This is a genomic window from Chromobacterium sp. FG89, assembly GCF_057808735.1.
The window spans coordinates 1-15,756 of the sequence record NZ_JBMDIQ010000043.1; the positions used below are offsets into that span (position 1 = coordinate 1).

14 protein-coding genes are annotated in these 15,756 nt (G+C 64.7%); all 14 read left to right on the top strand.

Going from position 1 to position 15,756, the window contains the following annotated elements:
- The coding region (locus ACODRW_RS23655) for a DUF2345 domain-containing protein (RefSeq protein WP_488906841.1) at window positions 1-386 on the top strand (386 nt) is incomplete at its 5' end.
- Window positions 387-394: 8 nt separating this feature from the next.
- Complete coding sequence (gene tla1 / locus ACODRW_RS23660) at window positions 395-1,180, top strand: toxin Tle1 chaperone Tla1 (RefSeq protein WP_488906842.1); 786 nt, start codon at window positions 395-397, stop codon at window positions 1,178-1,180.
- A gap of 2 nt (window positions 1,181-1,182) precedes the next feature.
- The gene (locus tag ACODRW_RS23665; RefSeq protein ID WP_488906849.1) at window positions 1,183-1,767 is read left to right on the top strand and encodes a DUF3304 domain-containing protein; all 585 of its coding nucleotides are present in this window, start codon (window positions 1,183-1,185) and stop codon (window positions 1,765-1,767) included.
- A 23-nt stretch (window positions 1,768-1,790) separates the two neighbouring features.
- Window positions 1,791-2,372, top strand: coding sequence for a DUF3304 domain-containing protein (locus ACODRW_RS23670; protein WP_488906843.1), 582 nt, complete (start codon window positions 1,791-1,793; stop codon window positions 2,370-2,372).
- 82 nt (window positions 2,373-2,454) lie between these two features.
- Window positions 2,455-3,024 (top strand): DUF3304 domain-containing protein, encoded by a 570-nt coding sequence (locus ACODRW_RS23675; protein WP_488906844.1) that lies wholly within the window; start codon window positions 2,455-2,457, stop codon window positions 3,022-3,024.
- Between the two features lie 82 nt (window positions 3,025-3,106).
- Window positions 3,107-3,667, top strand: a complete 561-nt coding sequence (locus ACODRW_RS23680) for a DUF3304 domain-containing protein (protein WP_488906845.1) — start codon at window positions 3,107-3,109, stop codon at window positions 3,665-3,667.
- A gap of 479 nt (window positions 3,668-4,146) precedes the next feature.
- A complete protein-coding gene (locus ACODRW_RS23685) occupies window positions 4,147-5,691 on the top strand; it encodes a T6SS phospholipase effector Tle1-like catalytic domain-containing protein (protein WP_488906846.1) in 1,545 nt (514 codons plus the stop codon).
- 38 nt (window positions 5,692-5,729) lie between these two features.
- On the top strand, window positions 5,730-7,061 hold the full coding sequence (locus ACODRW_RS23690) for a hypothetical protein (protein WP_488906847.1): 1,332 nt from the start codon (window positions 5,730-5,732) through the stop codon (window positions 7,059-7,061).
- Between the two features lie 50 nt (window positions 7,062-7,111).
- Window positions 7,112-8,971 carry a type VI secretion system baseplate subunit TssF gene (gene tssF / locus ACODRW_RS23695; protein ID WP_166453147.1) on the top strand — a complete coding sequence of 620 codons (1,860 nt, stop codon included), beginning with the start codon at window positions 7,112-7,114 and terminating at the stop codon, window positions 8,969-8,971.
- On the top strand, window positions 8,935-9,960 hold the full coding sequence (gene tssG / locus ACODRW_RS23700; RefSeq protein ID WP_107798035.1) for a type VI secretion system baseplate subunit TssG: 1,026 nt from the start codon (window positions 8,935-8,937) through the stop codon (window positions 9,958-9,960). Before tssF ends, tssG begins: the two co-directional genes overlap by 37 nt.
- Before the next feature lie 47 nt (window positions 9,961-10,007).
- Window positions 10,008-12,641, top strand: coding sequence for a type VI secretion system ATPase TssH (gene tssH / locus ACODRW_RS23705; RefSeq protein WP_488906848.1), 2,634 nt, complete (start codon window positions 10,008-10,010; stop codon window positions 12,639-12,641).
- A 12-nt stretch (window positions 12,642-12,653) separates the two neighbouring features.
- The gene (locus ACODRW_RS23710) at window positions 12,654-14,096 is read left to right on the top strand and encodes a hypothetical protein (RefSeq protein ID WP_488878574.1); all 1,443 of its coding nucleotides are present in this window, start codon (window positions 12,654-12,656) and stop codon (window positions 14,094-14,096) included.
- Window positions 14,093-14,356 carry a PAAR domain-containing protein gene (locus tag ACODRW_RS23715; RefSeq protein WP_043641377.1) on the top strand — a complete coding sequence of 88 codons (264 nt, stop codon included), beginning with the start codon at window positions 14,093-14,095 and terminating at the stop codon, window positions 14,354-14,356. The genes ACODRW_RS23710 and ACODRW_RS23715 overlap by 4 nt, the downstream gene beginning before the upstream one ends.
- 33 nt (window positions 14,357-14,389) lie before the next feature.
- Complete coding sequence (gene tssA, locus ACODRW_RS23720; RefSeq protein WP_107798038.1) at window positions 14,390-15,481, top strand: type VI secretion system protein TssA; 1,092 nt, start codon at window positions 14,390-14,392, stop codon at window positions 15,479-15,481.
- The last annotated feature ends 275 nt before the right edge of the window (window positions 15,482-15,756 follow it).

Here is a 15,756-nt window from a genome sequence, read left to right on the forward strand (position 1 = left end):
AGCACATCAGCCTGTTCGTCGCCGGGGTCAAGGATCAGATCGCGCTGAAGCTGATTGCCGCCAAGGGCAAGATCCAAATGCAGGCACAGAGCGACAGCATCGAAGTCACCGGCGATCAGGACGTCAAGATCACCGCCATCAAGGGCCAGCAGTTGTGGAACGGCAAGAAGGAGATTCTGCTGACCAGCGGCGGCGCTTATGTGCGGATCAAGGACGGCAAGATCGAGCTGCACGCGCCCGGCACCGTCAGCTTCAAGGGCGGGAGCCACGATTGGAGCGGGCCGGCCAGCATGAACCCGCCGTTCCCGCGCTTCCCCAACACCGTCTGCAAGACCTGCATGGCGCAAGGCTTCAAGCAGGCCAATCCCTTGGTGGCGGCTAAATGAGCCCGGCGGTGCTGTTGACCAAACCTTCTTCGGCCGCGTGGCTGGAACGGCTGTTGGAGCAAGCGCGGCAGGCGGGGCTGGAGTGGCTGGACTTCATCGTGGATCAGGGCGATATCGGCGACGCTTGGCAGAGCCGCGCCCCTGCCATGCATATGCCGCGCAGCCTCTTGCTGGAGACCCCGCACGCCGAGGCCGCCGACGAAGGGCCGGCCTTGCTGCGTTTGCCGCTGCACTCCCCGGCTGGATTGGAAAAATGGACGCGGCAGCTGGATAAATGGCAGGGCGAGCCGCGCTTGCTGGCCCTGTTGGGCGATTGGGATTTCGACGCCTTGGCCGAGCGGCTGAGCGCCTGTCTGCAAGCCTCCTGGGACCAGGGCCGACAACAGGGCGTGCTGCGTTTCAACGATCCGCGCGTGTTCGCCGCGGTCAGCGAGGCGCTGGAGCCGGCGCAGCGGCGTTTCCTGTTGGAGCCGGCCTTGCAATGGCATTGGCTGGACCGTGACGGCAACGCCCGCTGTCTGGAGCCGGATGTCGACATGATGCGGAGTTGGCCGCAGTGGGAGGAGGAGACCCTGAGTCTGTCGCCGTCGCAGATTGACGAATTGATGGTCTGGCACCAGGCGGAAAGCTGGCGCCAGGATCATCTGCTGACGCCGTCGATGTACGGGCTGAGCTCGCAGGAAGAACTGATGGCGCGGCTGGCGGCGGCGCACCGGGCGGCAGACCGGGCCAAGCTGTGGTCGGAGCCGGAACGCCAGCCCTTGATCGAGCGCCGCTTGAGAGAGCCGGCGTGAGCATGGCCGCGGCATGGGCGCGTTTTTGCGGGTGGCTGATTTTGCTGCTCCTGTCCGGCTGCACGACATCGCCCAAAACCATAGGCGTCGGCGCGCGGGTGGTGAATACCATGGCCGGCGCCGAGATTGTGCATGCCAGTTTTAACGGTCAGGCCATAGGCGGTTCCGGCGGCGAAGAGTGTTGCATCAGCCTGCCGGCACAGTGGCGGCCGGGCATGACGGCGACGATAGGGTGGGTGAAGGATCCGAGCCCAGGGGTGAACCCTGGAGGAGTCAAGCCGCCTCCTACAGGTAAATACGGCTCTATGACCGCCGAGGGCGCAAGGTGGTTTGAGGTGCACGAGGCTAACTATGTCCGCCATCGGCTTACGCTCCCCGTGCCGGCCTATGAGGATACTTGTGGTTTGTCCCTGGTGTTTTTGCCTTGCGATGAGGTGTATCCGCTGATTGACTGCCGGCAGCGCCAGCAAGTGTTTAGCGGTTTGCGCGAGAAAACCTCGGCAGAGTGGCGGCAGGAGCTGGCGCGACGCCTGGGCGGGCGCATGCGTTGCGAAGCGCCGGCGGAATCCGGCAAGGGCGGATGGTGATGCGAGCGCCAAACCGTGGCGAGATGGCTGCGGTGCACATGCCATGGCTGGCGTGGGCCGCTTGTGGCGTCTTGGCTTTGGGGCTGGCGGCTTGCCAGAACATCGCGCCGCCCAAAACCCTAGGCGCCGGCGCGCGAGTGGTGAATACCGTGGCGGGCACGTCGATCGTGCATGCCAGCTTTAACGGCCAGGGCATGGGCGGCGGCGGCGGCGAGGAGTGCTGTGTCAGCCTGCCGGAGCAATGGCGGCCGGGCATGACGGCGACGATAGAGTGGGTGGTGGATCCGAGTCCGGAGCTTAATCCTGATGGGCGACGTGCGCCGGCTTGGAATCCCGACGGGACGACGCCGCCGGAGTGGCAGCGTTGGATGAAAGAGCATCAAGCGAATTATGTTCGCCGCAAGGTGACGATGGCGGTGCCCAAGTATGAAAAAGTGTCTTCCCTGGTTCTGGTGTTCCTGCCTTGCGACGAGGTGTATCCGTTGATTGATTCGGCGGAGCAGGGCCGGGTGTTTGGCAGCCTGAGAGGGCGCTCTGCTATTGAATGGGATGATGAAGTTATCCGCCGTTTGGGGGCAGGGAAGGTCTGTGCGGCAGGCAGATGAACTCGAAGGGCTTGGCCATGTGCGTTTGGCGTGTTGGCAGTGTGACTGAGTCAATCCGTATTTCCGCATGGAGGATAACACCATGACGAGGATCGCTTTGAGGATCGCTTTAACGATTGGCTTGCTGCTGCTGGGCCTGGCCGGGTGCCGGAGCATGGAGCGGCCCAAAACCCTAGGCGCCGGCGCGCGAGTGGTGAATACCGTGGCGGGCACATCGATTGTGCATGCCAGCTTCAATGGCCAGGGCATGGGCGGTGGAGGAGGCGAGGAGTGCTGTGTCAGCCTGCCGGAGCAATGGCGGCCGGGCATGACGGCGACGATAGAGTGGGTGGTGGATCCGAGCCCAGGGGTGAATCCTGGAGGGATTCGGCAACCTCCCCGGAGCAAGTATGGATCTATCACGGCGGAAGGCAGTAGATGGTATGAGGTGCATGAAGCGAATTATGTTCGCCGCAAGGTGACGATGGCGGTGCCCAAGTATGAAAAAGTGTCTTCCCTGATTCTGGTGTTCCTGCCTTGCGATGAGGTGTATCCGCTGATTGATTCGGCGGAGCAGGGCCGGGTGTTGGGCGGCTTGCGTGGTCGTGAAGACCGTTATCCGGAGATGATCCGTCGGCTAGGGGGGCGGCAGACGTGTTCGGGAGGTGGATGATTCCCGGCTAGAGTCAGTTCCTGTCAGGCGATGGTTTTGGAATGGAACGGCAAATCGGAATTTAGCATTGAGGGTGAAAACGATGAAATGGTTCTCTATTAGTGCATGGCTGTTCTTGACCCTGAGCCTGCTTGGATGTCAAAGCATGGCGCAGTCCAAGACGATAGGTGTAGGAGCGCGAGTGGTAAACGCGATGCCAAAGTCGGAAATTGTACGCGCCAGATTTAATGGCCAAGCGATTGGTGGTTCTGGTGGCGAGGAGTGCTGCATCAATTTGCCGGAAAAATGGCAGCCAGGCATGACGGCCACGGTCGAATGGGTGAAAGATCCTAGCCCTGGAGTTAACCCAGGAGGTAAAAAAGCACCACGCTGGAATCCGGATGGGACCACTCCTCCTGAATGGAAAAGCTGGCTGAAGGATCATGAAGCGAACTATGTCAGTCGAAAGGTAACAGTTTCGGTACCTCGCTATGAAAATACTTGTGGCTTGTCGTTGGTGTTCTTGCCATGCGATCAGGTGTACCCAGTAATTGATTGCGCTCAACGTCAAAAAGTATTTAGCAATTTGCGCGATAAAACCTCTTCTGAGTGGGGGCAGGAGGTTGCGCGACGCTTGGGAGGACAACGGCAATGTCAGCAATGATTGCTCCGGAGTTTCCTCTGAAAGGCTATTTGTCTGTCAGTCTGCAAAGCGTTATACAACGAAGAAGCGAACAACAAAGAGAGGTTGATCTTGCTAAATGTCAAGCAAGAGAAGAAGGACGGCCGTCTCCTTGCGTGCAGGTGCTGCATGTCAGTCTATTTTTTGATGGCACCAATAATCATGGCCCCTCTGATGACGAAGCCGATCCGGTGAATAGCAGCAATGTACGCCGTCTTTTCAATGCGTCTATTGGCAAAGGTGCGGGTAATGAATGGGGCTATTACAGCTTTTATATCCAGGGCGTGGGTACGGTATTCAAGGAAATCGGCGAGGATAAGCCTAGCAGCAGTGGCTTAAGTTTTGCCTCGGGGGGCGAAGATCGCATTCTGTGGGGGATTACTCGAATCGTCAGTGCATTGCAGGTGGCGATGGGGGATCCGGTAATGTCCGACGCCACGGCTCTCCAATTAATCAAAGACATGCAGTACACCTATGAGGAAGACGACAAAGGCGTCAAAAAACGCAGCAGCACCACGCTGGCGCAACGCCGCGCGGTGATGCAGAAAGTACTGGCGCCGATTGTCGCCAAGCGCGAAGCCGACTACAAGCCGGAAATCCTGCGCATCAAGTTGTACATCTATGGCTTCTCGCGCGGCGCGGCCGAGGCGCGTTCCTTTCTGTGGCGGCTGCGCGAATTGATGGACGTCGAGGCCGGCACGCTGTGCGGCATCCCCGTCGCGGTGGAGTTTCTCGGCCTGTTCGACACCGTGGCTTCGGTGGGGCTGACCGAGCTGGCGCCGGGGGCGGAAGGCCATATGGGCTGGGCCGACGGCACGATGAAGCTGCCGCCGGAGGCCGGTTTTCTGAAGCGCTGCGCGCATCTGGTCAGCGCGCACGAGCAGCGGCTGTGCTTTCCGCTGGACTCTGTGGCCATCGCCAACCGCAGTTATCCCGGCTGCGTGTTGGGTGAATGGGTCTACCCCGGCATGCACAGCGACGTGGGCGGCGGTTATCCGCCCAAGGACCAGGGCAAGGCGCGCGAGGGGCAGGGCATGCTGTTGTCGCAGCTGCCCTTGCTGCATATGTACCGGCTGGCTTTTGACGCTGGTGCGCCGCTGCAGGCGCATGCGGATTTATTGCAGGATGCGGACCCGGAACAATTGGGTATGTTGCAGCAACGCGAGCCTTGGCGCTTTATGAGTACGGGAACCCAAGCGCTGTACGTGCTGGATGTGGAGTTGAAGGAGCGCTTCGAAGCCTGGCGTCAGCATGCCGGCAGCGGCGCGTCGCTGGAAGACCTGTTGCAGTGGCAGACCGCGCAGATCACCGCCTGGCGCATCGCCCGTTACGCCGGTGGCGTCGACGAGAAAGGCGGGCCGGGTTATCGCAACGCCGAGTTTTACAAAAACTCCCAGGACACGCCCAAGTGGCTGGTGAACGCGCAGGAGTCGGAGTGGAAGGCGCAGCGCCGCAAAGGCGTTGCCACCGGGGTGACGCTGAAGCCTAAGGGAAAAGAGGCGGACGCGAGCCAGGTTTCGGAGGGTTTCAAACCTAACCTCAATAAGCAGTACGAGCCGGTGATGGATCAGACCCAGTTGCGGGAAGGGGCCAAGGACTTCGCCGACGATTACATGGGCCGAACCTCGCTGTCCTTCAACCTGATTGGCGGCTTCGCCACCTTCTTCACCGGCTTGTCCCGCCCGTTCAGCGACGATTGCCAGGCGGAACTGGTCATGCTGCGGGAGGATGGCAATGATTTGTACTCGGCGGTGGTCAAGGACGAGAAGCTGATGGCGCTGTACGACGAGCATGTGCACGACTCCCGCGCCTGGTTCATGCATTACGCGCTGGGCAAGCGCGAACCTCACGGCACTTATCTGCGTTACCGCACCGTGTTTTTCACCGACGGCAACAGCAATAAGAAGCCGATCTGCCAGGCGCCGCGCGCGCAGGAGATCCGGCGCGAGCAGCAACGCCAGGCCGAGGAACGGCGGGGCGAGCGTATTGGGGGAGGCCGGCATTGAGCCCGGCGCATCGACTTCATGGCGAGAGGATTTCAAGAATGAACAAGCGAGCCTGGCGGGTTTGCGCCGCTTTGCTTTTGGGCTGCCTCTGCGCGCCGGCGCAGGCCGCCGCGCCGGACAAGGCGGCCGGCACCTATGTGCCGGCCGACGAGGACTGGTTGCCCAGCAGCCTGGTTCTGCTGCCTTCGGGCCAGTTTGAATGGTTCATCAAGGGCAGCGGCGCGCGCACGGTGCGCGGCGATTGGACGCGCGGGCGAGGACGGATCGTTCTGCGCGCGGCGGCAGGCGGCGAAGCGCCGGCCTACCGGCAATTACCCTATGCCTCCGGCCGCTTCATGGCCGCGGACCGCTACGACGAGGCGATGATGACGGTGGCGGTGCTGGCGGCCGGCCGCATGGGCGTGGAGGGAACGGAGGCCCTGCTGGAAGACGATCAAGGCCGGCAAGTGGAGGCCGAGGCCACCCGGACGCCGGGTTATCTGATCGCCTGGCAGCCTAAGGCATGGGGAGCGTGGCGCAAGGTGGGCCTGCGCCTGGCCGGCTCCGGGCAAGCTTGGCAGTGGTTCGAGGTGGACGCCGCCGGCAGGACGGAGCGGGCGGCCGGTTTCGAGCTGAGCAACGCCGACGCGGTGCAGCCCCTGTTCCGCCAGGCGGAGCTGGAGATCCAGGCGGACGGCGGCTTGACGATGCCCAAGCCGGCCCCTGAGATTCCGGTGCGCTCCGTGTTGCGCTACCGCAAATTGGACCGTCCGCTGACGGCGGCGCAATTGGCCGGGCATTATCGGATGGAGAGCCGGACGGAGTCCGAGCTGGCTTTGCAGGCTGACGGCCAGGCTTCCTGGTCCTTGTTGGCCAGCCGCGCTTATTATCTGGAGGGCCGTTGGCGGGTGAGCAAGGGCCTGGTGACGGTGGAGGCGCAATTGCCTGCTCAGGCGCCCAAGTACCGCCTGATGTCGGATGCGGAAATGAATGTGCGTCAGCCGGCCACGGCGAGGCAATTGATCGCCATCGTCGGCCAGCCGCGCGTGGGCGGGGCGGCCGGCATCGAGGTCCGCTTTGAGGCGGCGGGCAAAACGCTGGGACAGGCGGTCAGCCAGGCCAGCGGCGATGCGATCCTGGATTGGGACGGCAAGGCCGACGACTGGACCCGCGTGGCCTTGCGGCGTCAGGGTAGCGCCGACGCCTGGACCTGGCTGGAGGTGCCGGCCGCGCGCCGGGCGGACCGCCTGCTGGCCATCGCCGTCGACGACCTGGGGCTGAGCCGGCCGGCGATTCCCTCCTTGATCTTCGGCCTGGGCGAGGATGGCGGTTTGCTGCTGCGCGAGCCGCTGAACCATGACCTGGAAAAGTATTTCAAAACCAAGAAGTAGCGGTTTCCCGCCGGCGCAACCGGACAACAATAGATGTGACGTGAGCCTTAATGCTTGAATCCTTATTGCCGTATTACGAACGCGAACTCGGACACCTGCGCCAGCTGTCCGGCGAGTTCGCGCGCCGCTATCCCAAGATCGCCGGCCGTCTGCAAATGGAAGGCGACCAGTGCGAAGACCCGCACACCGAGCGGCTGATCGAGTCCTTCGCCTTCCTGGCCGCGCGCATCCACAAGAAGCTGGACGACGAATATCCGGAGGTGGCGGCCAGCTTCCTCAATGTGCTCTACCCGCATTATCTGCAGCCGATTCCTTCCGCCACCATCGTGCAGTTCGAATGCGATCCGCAGCGGCCGGAAATCGCCAAGCGCTACCGGGTGGAGCGCGGCCAGCCGGTGCACGCGCCGGCGATGCAGGGCGTGGTGTGCAAATTCCGCAGCGCCTATCCGGTGGACCTGTATCCGCTGTCGCTGACCGAGGCCAAGCTGGAGCTGACCAGCGGCTCGCCCTATCTGCGCCAGCTTGCGCCGGACGCGGCGGCGGTGCTGACGATGGAGTTCCATACCCACGGCGGCCTGGCGCTCAACGCCATCGGCCTGCAATCGCTGCGCTTCTTCCTGGACGGCGAGCCGGCGCTGATGCATCTGCTGTACGAAATGCTGCTGTCCAATGTCCTGAGCGTCAGCGTGGGCGACGGCAGCGAAGACCCGGCCCGCACGCGCAAGCTGCCGGCGGACAGCCTGCGGGCGGTGGGCTTCGGCCGCGAGGAAGGTCTGCTGGACTACGACGAACGCTCCTTCATGGGCTACCGGCTGCTGACCGAGTACTTCTGCTATCCGGACAAATTCCTCTTCGTCGATCTGCTGCGCTTGGACAAGGCGGTGGCGCGGCTGGACGGCGATAAGCTGGTGCTGCGGATCTTGCTGGACGAATACCCGGACAGCGAGCGTCACAACCGGCTGCAGACCCAGTTGCAGGCCCAGCACATGAAGCTGGGCTGCACGCCCATCGTCAACCTGTTCACCCAGCCGGGCGAGCCCATCCGCGTCACCCACCAGAAAGCCAGTTACCCGGTGCTGGTGGACGCGCGCAAGCAGCAGGCTTACGAGGCGATCCAGATCAAGCGCGTGGTGAGGGTGGAGAAATCCGGCGACGGCGAAAGCAGCGAGGAGGTGCCGTCCTTCTACGCGATACGCCACGGCAGCGAAAAAAAGACGCCGCGCTTTTATTGGCACGCCAGCCGGGAGCCCTCGCCGCGCCAGAGCGACAAGGGCACGGATCTGGAGCTGCACCTGGCGGACCTGGAGTTCAACGCGGTGCGGCCGGCCACCGAGGTGCTGAGCCTGGAGCTGCTGTGCAGCAACCGCGATCTGCCGGAGCAGATTCCCTTTGGCGGCAGCCAGTCCACCCAGCGGACGGATTTCTCGCTGCCGGGCCATTCCGTGGTCAAGCGCGTGCGCCTGTTGCGCAAGCCCAGCGCCAGCCAGCGTTGCCCGCTGGGGCGCGCGGTGCAGTGGCGGCTGGTGTCGCATCTGTCGCTTAACTACATGTCCATCGTGGATTCCGGCTGCGCCGCCTTGCAGGAAATGCTGGCCTTGTACAACCTGACCGATTCCCCGGTGAACGTGCGCCAGATCCAGGGCGTGGTGGGGATAGAAAGCCAGCCGGCGGTGACCCGCGTGTCCGGCCGCGATTTCAGCGGCTTTGTCCGCGGCAGCGAAATCCGCCTGACGCTGGACCCGGATTACTACGTCGGCGGCAGCGTTTATCTGTTCGCCGCGGTGCTGGAGCGTTTCTTCGCGCTGTATTGCGCGCCCAATAGTTTCACCCGTTTGCGGGTGCATGCGGTTCAACAAGACGAGGAGGTAGCCTCATGGCCAGCCCGAGCCGGCGAAGCCCTCGTGATCTGAAACTGGAGCTGGCGCGCGACGCCAGCCAGTTCGGCTTTTTCCAGGCGGTGCGCATCCTGGGCCTGTCCGCGCGCAAGCGCGGCGAGCGCCGCGGCCGGTTGCCGGCCAGCTTGCGCTTCCGCTCGCTGGCCTCGCTGTCCTTCCCGCCCAGCGAGCTGTGTCGTTATCAGCCGGCCAAGGAGCCGGAGCAGCTGGACGCCACCGACGAGATGACGGTCAGCTTCATCGGGCTGACCGGGCCCAGCGGCGCCTTGCCCACCAGTTATACCGAGCTGCTGCTGGAGCGCCGCCAGCAGTACAAGGACGGATCGCTGCACGCCTTCCTGGACATCTTCAGCCACCGCGCCACCGCCTTGTTCTTCGGCGCCTGGCGCAAATACCGCTATTGGCTGGAAGTGGAGGCCGGCGAGCGCGACGGCTTCACCCGCAATCTGCTGGACCTGGGCGGCCTGGGCCTGTCCCAGCTGCGCAAGCAGATGGGGCCGGACGCGAGCCTGGACGAAAACCTGTTCATCTATTACGCCGGCCTGCTCAGTCAGAAGCCCTTGTCGGCGCAGGCGCTGGAAACGCTGATCCAGGGCTTTTTCGGCGTGGACGCCGCATTGGAGCAATTCATCGGCCAGTGGATGCAGGTGCCGGCGGCGGAGCAAAGCCGGCTGGGCGACAGCGAGAGCGAGCTGGGCGTGTCCTTGTTCGCCGGCGCCCGGGTTTGGGACCGTCAGACCAAGCTGCAGCTGCGCTTGGGCAGCATGCGCCGCGCCCAGTTCGAAGCCCTGCTGCCCGGCGGCCCCGGCGCGCAGGCCTTGCAGGCGCTGCTGCAATTCGCCGTCGGCCACAATCTGGCGGCCGACGTCAGCCTGGTGCTGGACAAGCGCGACGTGCCGGCGGCGCAGCTGGGCGGCCCGGCGGACCTGCGCCTGGGCGGCAATTGCTGGCTGGGCCCGCAGAAGCAAGATCCTGAAGACATGCGCTACGCGCTGCTGCATTGAGCGGCGCGAGCGGAATCGACTTTTCATTTTGAGCGTATTGGAACGATATGTCCGTATCCCTGAAAGCCCTGATCGACAGGCTGACCCCCACCGCCCGCCAGGCGATTGAGCAGGCGGCCAGCCGCGCGCTGGCGCGCACGCATTTCGAAATCGAGATCGAACACGCGCTGCTGGCGATGTTCGACCAGGACAACAACGCCGCGCTGGCGGCGCTGCACGCGCTGGGCGCGGACCTGCCGCGCATCGAGCGCGAGCTGGAAGCCGCGCTGGACGCCTTCCGCAGCGGCAATACCCGCAACCCGGTGCTGTCCGCCTGGCTGCCCAAGTGGCTGGAAAAAGCCTGGCTGCTGGCCAGCGCGGAACAGGGGCAGGACGATGTGTCCACCTTGGACCTGCTGCTGGCGCTGTGGCAGGACGAGGCGCTGCGCGGCGCGTTGCAGTCCGGCTCCGCCGCGCTGGCGCGCCAGGACGCCGGCCGCCTGCAGGGCGCTTACGCCGCCTTGCGTCAGCACGGCGGCGAGGCCTCGGCCAACGCGCCGGCCGCCGAAGCTGGCGCGGAGCCGACGATGGCCGCGCCCGCGGCCGGCAAGCGCGGCAGCCCGGCGCTGGACAAATACACGATAGACCTGACCGCCCAGGCCAAGGCCGGCAAGATCGACCCCATTCTGGGACGCGACGTTGAAATCCGTCAGATGATAGACATCCTGATGCGTCGCCGGCAGAACAACCCCATCCTCACCGGCGAGCCGGGTGTGGGTAAGACCGCGGTGGTGGAAGGCCTGGCGCGCAAGATCGTGCACGGCGAAGTGCCGCCGGTGCTGGCCGGCGTCACCCTGCGCACCCTGGACCTGGGTCTGTTGCAGGCCGGCGCCAGCGTCAAGGGCGAGTTCGAAAACCGCCTACGCCAGGTGATAGACGAGGTCAAGGCCAGCCCGGTGCCCATCATCCTGTTCATCGACGAGGCCCACACCTTGATCGGCGCCGGCGGCGCGGCGGGCCAGAACGACGCGGCCAACCTGTTGAAACCGGCGCTGGCGCGCGGCGAGCTGCGCACCATCGCCGCCACCACCTGGGCCGAGTACAAAAAGTACTTTGAAAAAGACGCCGCGCTGGCGCGCCGCTTCCAGGTGGTGAAGGTGGAAGAACCGGCTCCGGAAATCGCCGTGCAGATGGTGCGCGGCCTGACCCCGGCGATGGCCGAGCACCACAAGGTGGAAATCCTCAACGAGGCGGTGGCCGCCGCCGTGCATCTGTCCAGCCGCTACATCGCCGGCCGCCAGCTGCCGGACAAGGCCATCAGCGTGCTCGACACCGCCTGCGCCCGCGTCGCGCTGTCGCGCGCCGGCAAGCCGGGGCCGATCGAAGACGTGTCGGTGCTGATAGACAATATCGACCGCGAAGTGGCCGCGCTGCAGCGCGAAGAAGGCCACGCCGAACGCATCGCGGAGCTGGAAGCCCAGCGCGCCGAACTGCAGGCGGACCTGGAGCAGCTGCACGCCGCCTGGGACGAACAGCAAAAGCTGGTGGCGGAAATCGACGAGCTCAAACAGCGGCAGGCCGAGGCCAAGCCGGCCAAGGGCAAGAAGCTCAGCCCGTTGCAGACCAAGCGCAAGGCGCTGCGCGAACTGCAGAAGCTCCAGCCGCTGGCCTTCGAGTGCGTGGACGAGAGCGTGATCGCCGACGTGATTTCCGGCTGGACCGGCATCCCGCTGGGCCGCATGGTCAGCAATGAGCTGGAGCAGGTGCAGAAGCTGGCCTCGCTGCTGGGCGCGCGCGTCATCGGCCAGGATCACGCCTTGGAGCAGATCGCCGAGCGGGTGCAGATCGCCAAGGCCAATCTGGAAGACCCGGGCAAGCCCAAGGGCGTGTTCCTGCTGGTGGGGCCGTCCGGCGTGGGCAAGACCGAAACCGCGCTGGCGTTGGCCGAGGCCTTGTACGGCGGAGAGCGCAATCTGATCACCATCAATATGTCGGAATACCAGGAAGCGCACAGCGTCTCCGGCCTCAAGGGCTCGCCGCCGGGCTATGTCGGTTACGGCGAGGGCGGGGTGTTGACCGAGGCGGTGCGGCGCAAGCCCTACTCGGTACTGCTGCTGGACGAGGTGGAGAAAGCCCATCCGGACGTGATGGAGCTGTTCTTCCAAGTCTTCGACAAAGGCCTGCTGGAAGACAGCGAAGGCCGCGAAGTCGATTTCAAGAACACCATCATCCTGCTGACCTCCAACGCCGGCTCCGATCTGGTGATGCGCGCCTGCGAGCACGGCGTCACCGTCGAGGGCGAAACCCGCGACCCGACGCCGGAAGACCTGGTGGAGATTTTGCGCCCCACCTTGCAAAGCGTGTTCAAGCCGGCCTTCCTCGGCCGCCTGACCATCGTGCCCTATCTGCCGATCAGCGACGAAGTGCTGCGCGCCATCGTCGGCCTCAAACTGAACAAAATCCGCCAGCGCATCGCCGACAACCACGGCGCGCAAGTGGAGTTCCCGGAGGAACTGGCCGAACAGATGGCGGCTCGTTGCCTGGACGTGGACAGCGGCGCGCGCAACGCCGACGCCATCCTGACCCGCACCCTGCTGGCGCAGATATCCAGCGACCTGCTGGCGCGCATGGCTTCCGGCCGCCCGGTGAAGAAGATCGCCGTCTCGCTCAAGGGCGAGCAGGTCAAAGTGCGGCTGAGCTGAGGAAACGCGTCCATGTGGAAAATGTTGGGCCTGTTCGGAGTCAGCACCGTCGCCTGGTGGGGGCTGCTGTGGCTGGTGTTGCCGCAAAGCTGGCAGCGCATCAGCCCGTCGGCCATTCTGCTGCTGCACCTGGGGCCGCCGATGTTGCTCAGCGCCGGCGTCAAGCTATGGGGCTATCTGAAGGAAAAGCGCGCCAAGCAGGAAGAGGCCGAGCAAGAGAGCGCGGCCGAGGCCGAGCGCCAGTCCGCGCGCGAGGCCGCGCGCGAACGGCATCTGGCCGAGCTGCGCGAACGCCAGGCCGTGGTGGACTGCCGCTGGCTGTGGGCGCGCGCCGTGCCGGCCCATGGCGAGCCGGACTGGCTGGCGGAAGCGCCGGACGGCTGTCTGTGGTCCTGCCTGGACGCGGCCGACCTTGACGCCGACGAGGCGCTGGAAGGACTGCGGCCGCATGTGACCGAGGCCTTGCAGGAACTCTACGCCGTCGCGCCCGGCGCGGCCTGGCTGCCGCTGGTGATGGAAGTGGTGCCCAGCCTGTCCGGCATCGAACAGATCGCCGCGGTCAAGGAATGGCAGACGGTCGCCATGGCCGAAACGCTGGACGACGGCGAATGGCCGACGCCGGAAGCGCGCTTCCTGGCGGGCGCCGGCACCGGCACGGTGGCGGACCGCGCGCGGCAGCTGCTGCAACAACAGCCGGAACTGCCGGGCGTGATCATGCTGGGCGCCGACGCGCCCTTGCTGACGCGGGGCGGCGAAGAGCTGGACGAGAGCGACCCCGCCACGGCGGAACGCCTGCGCTGGCTGGGCAAGCCGGGCCTGGCCGTCGCCGTCATGCTGTTCCTGCGCGAGCAATTGCCGGAGCCCGATTTGGGCCCCGTCGCCGTGGCCGAGGGCGCCGATCCTTATCAGCCTTATTGGGAAAAAGACTTCAGCCGCGCGGGCGGCAGTTGGGGCGTGGTGCCGGCCCGTCATCAGGCCGGCCTGGCCGAGCTGCCGGTCTTGGCCCAATTGGGCCAGTCCAGCGCGGCCGCTGCGCCGCAGGAGCGTGCCTTGCAACTGACGCGGCAACTGCAACCAGTGCTGGACAACGCCTTGGTCAACGCCGCGCTGCTGGACTACCCGTTCAGCCCGGAGGACGCCAAGCCGGAAAACGATAAGGCGGCCAGCCTGGGCTGGCTGGTGCACAACGGCGGCGACGTAGACGCCGGCGGCGTGCGCCTGGCCGCCATCGCCAGCGCCTTGAACCGCCACGCGGTGGAGTTGCACCCCATCGACGAGGCCAGCAATCTGGCGCGGGAGTGGGGCGACGTCGGCGTCGCCGCCGACGCCATGCTGGCCGCCGCCGCCGTCAGCCACAGCGCGCGCCTGGCCGCTCCGGCCCTCATTACTCAATTCAGCAACGATCATGTGGCGCTGGCCATGGCCAGACCGCCGCGCGAGGAGGCCACAGCATGAAACGCGTGATCCGATTGGGCGACCCCACCGATCATGGCGGCAAAGTCGTCAGCGCCGCATCCAGCACCACCTTGTTCGGCAAGCAGGTCGCCTGCCTGGGCGACGCCGTCACCTGCCCGCAGCAAGGGCATGTCAACTGCACCATCGTGGAAGGCGACCCCAGCTGGGTGGTCGGCGGCAAGCCGGTGGCGCTGGAAGGCCATAAAGTCAGCTGCGGCGCCTCGCTGATCTCCACCATGCCGGAAGTCGGCAAGGGCTGATCGCAACACCTCTATATATAGAAGCCACAAAGCATGGAAAACATCGAACAAACAGTGCAGCAATTGCTGGTCCCCATCCCCGGCGGCTGGCCGGCGGGGGAGGACCTGGCTTACTCCACGCTTTTCGACCAGATTCGCGAAGCCCGCCGCAGCGACGACCCGGGCCTGTCCCAAGGCGATTGGGAACAGACGCTCAAAACGGCGGAATGGCCCAAAGTCATCCGCCTGTGCGAAGACGCGTTGAGTCAGAACAGCAAAGACCTGCAACTGCTGGCCTGGTACGCGGAAGCCCAGGTCCAGGCCAACGGCGTTCCCGGCCTGACCCTGGGCCTGGCCGCGCTGGAAGGCTGGCTGCGCCAATACTGGGACAGCGGCTATCCTGAACTGGACCCGCACGATCTGGACGAGCGCGTCGGCAAGCTGGAGTGGCTGAATCAGCAATTGGGCCTGGCCATCCGCAACGTGCCGCTGCTGAAACCGGAGTTCGGCGCTTACGGCTGGAACGACTGGCAGCAATCGCGTGACGTGGAAAACCTGGGCTTGAAAGACGCCGAATCCAAGGCCGCCGCCATCGCCGAGGGCAAGCTCTCCGGCGACGAGTTCGAAAAGAGCGCCAACCTGTCCGGCCACGCCTGGTTCCAGAGCCAGGCTGAGGCGCTGGTCCAGGCACTGGGCCGCTATGAAGCGCTGGACGAGCAAGTGGACCAGCGCTTCGGCGGCGAAGCGCCCAGCCTGGCGGAGATCCGCAACGGCATCTACGCCTGCCAGGATCTGGTGTTGCGCTACCGTCAACAAACCGCGCCGGCCGGCGTTACGCCGGCTCCCGTGGAACCCGCCGTGGAAAGAAAAGCCGTGACCCAAAGCTATAGCGCGCCCACCCCCGCCGCTTCGGCGGCGCCCGTCGCCTTCAACGGCCAGATCCGCAGCCGCCAGGAAGCGGTGCAGATGTTGAGCGAAGTCGCCCGTTACTTCCGCAGCAACGAACCGCATAGCCCGGTGGCCTTATTGGCCGAACGCGCGGCGCGCTGGGCCGAGATGAGCTTGGAAGAATGGCTGCTGCACGTGGTCAAGGACGATTCCACGCTGAATCAGCTGCAAGAACTGCTGGATGTGAGAAAGGATTAAGCGGTTTCAGGCCTCCGCAACCGTGCGGGCCGGCGAAGCGCCGGCCCGTTTTTCATGGTTCGGCGGGGTAGGGAAGGGGGGGGCGGCAAATACCCCTTTCGGATATTGCTTGTCGCATCAAGGGTTTGCCCTGCGAGGCCCGCTTTTGTTGAGGTTTTTCTCGCAAAAGGTGTTGACGGGTTTAGGGGGCTGACGTATAGTTCGCCTCCTCAGCAGACAGCGCAGCGACGGAAACGAAACGCAGCGATCTGCACCGATCTTTAACAGAACGAATA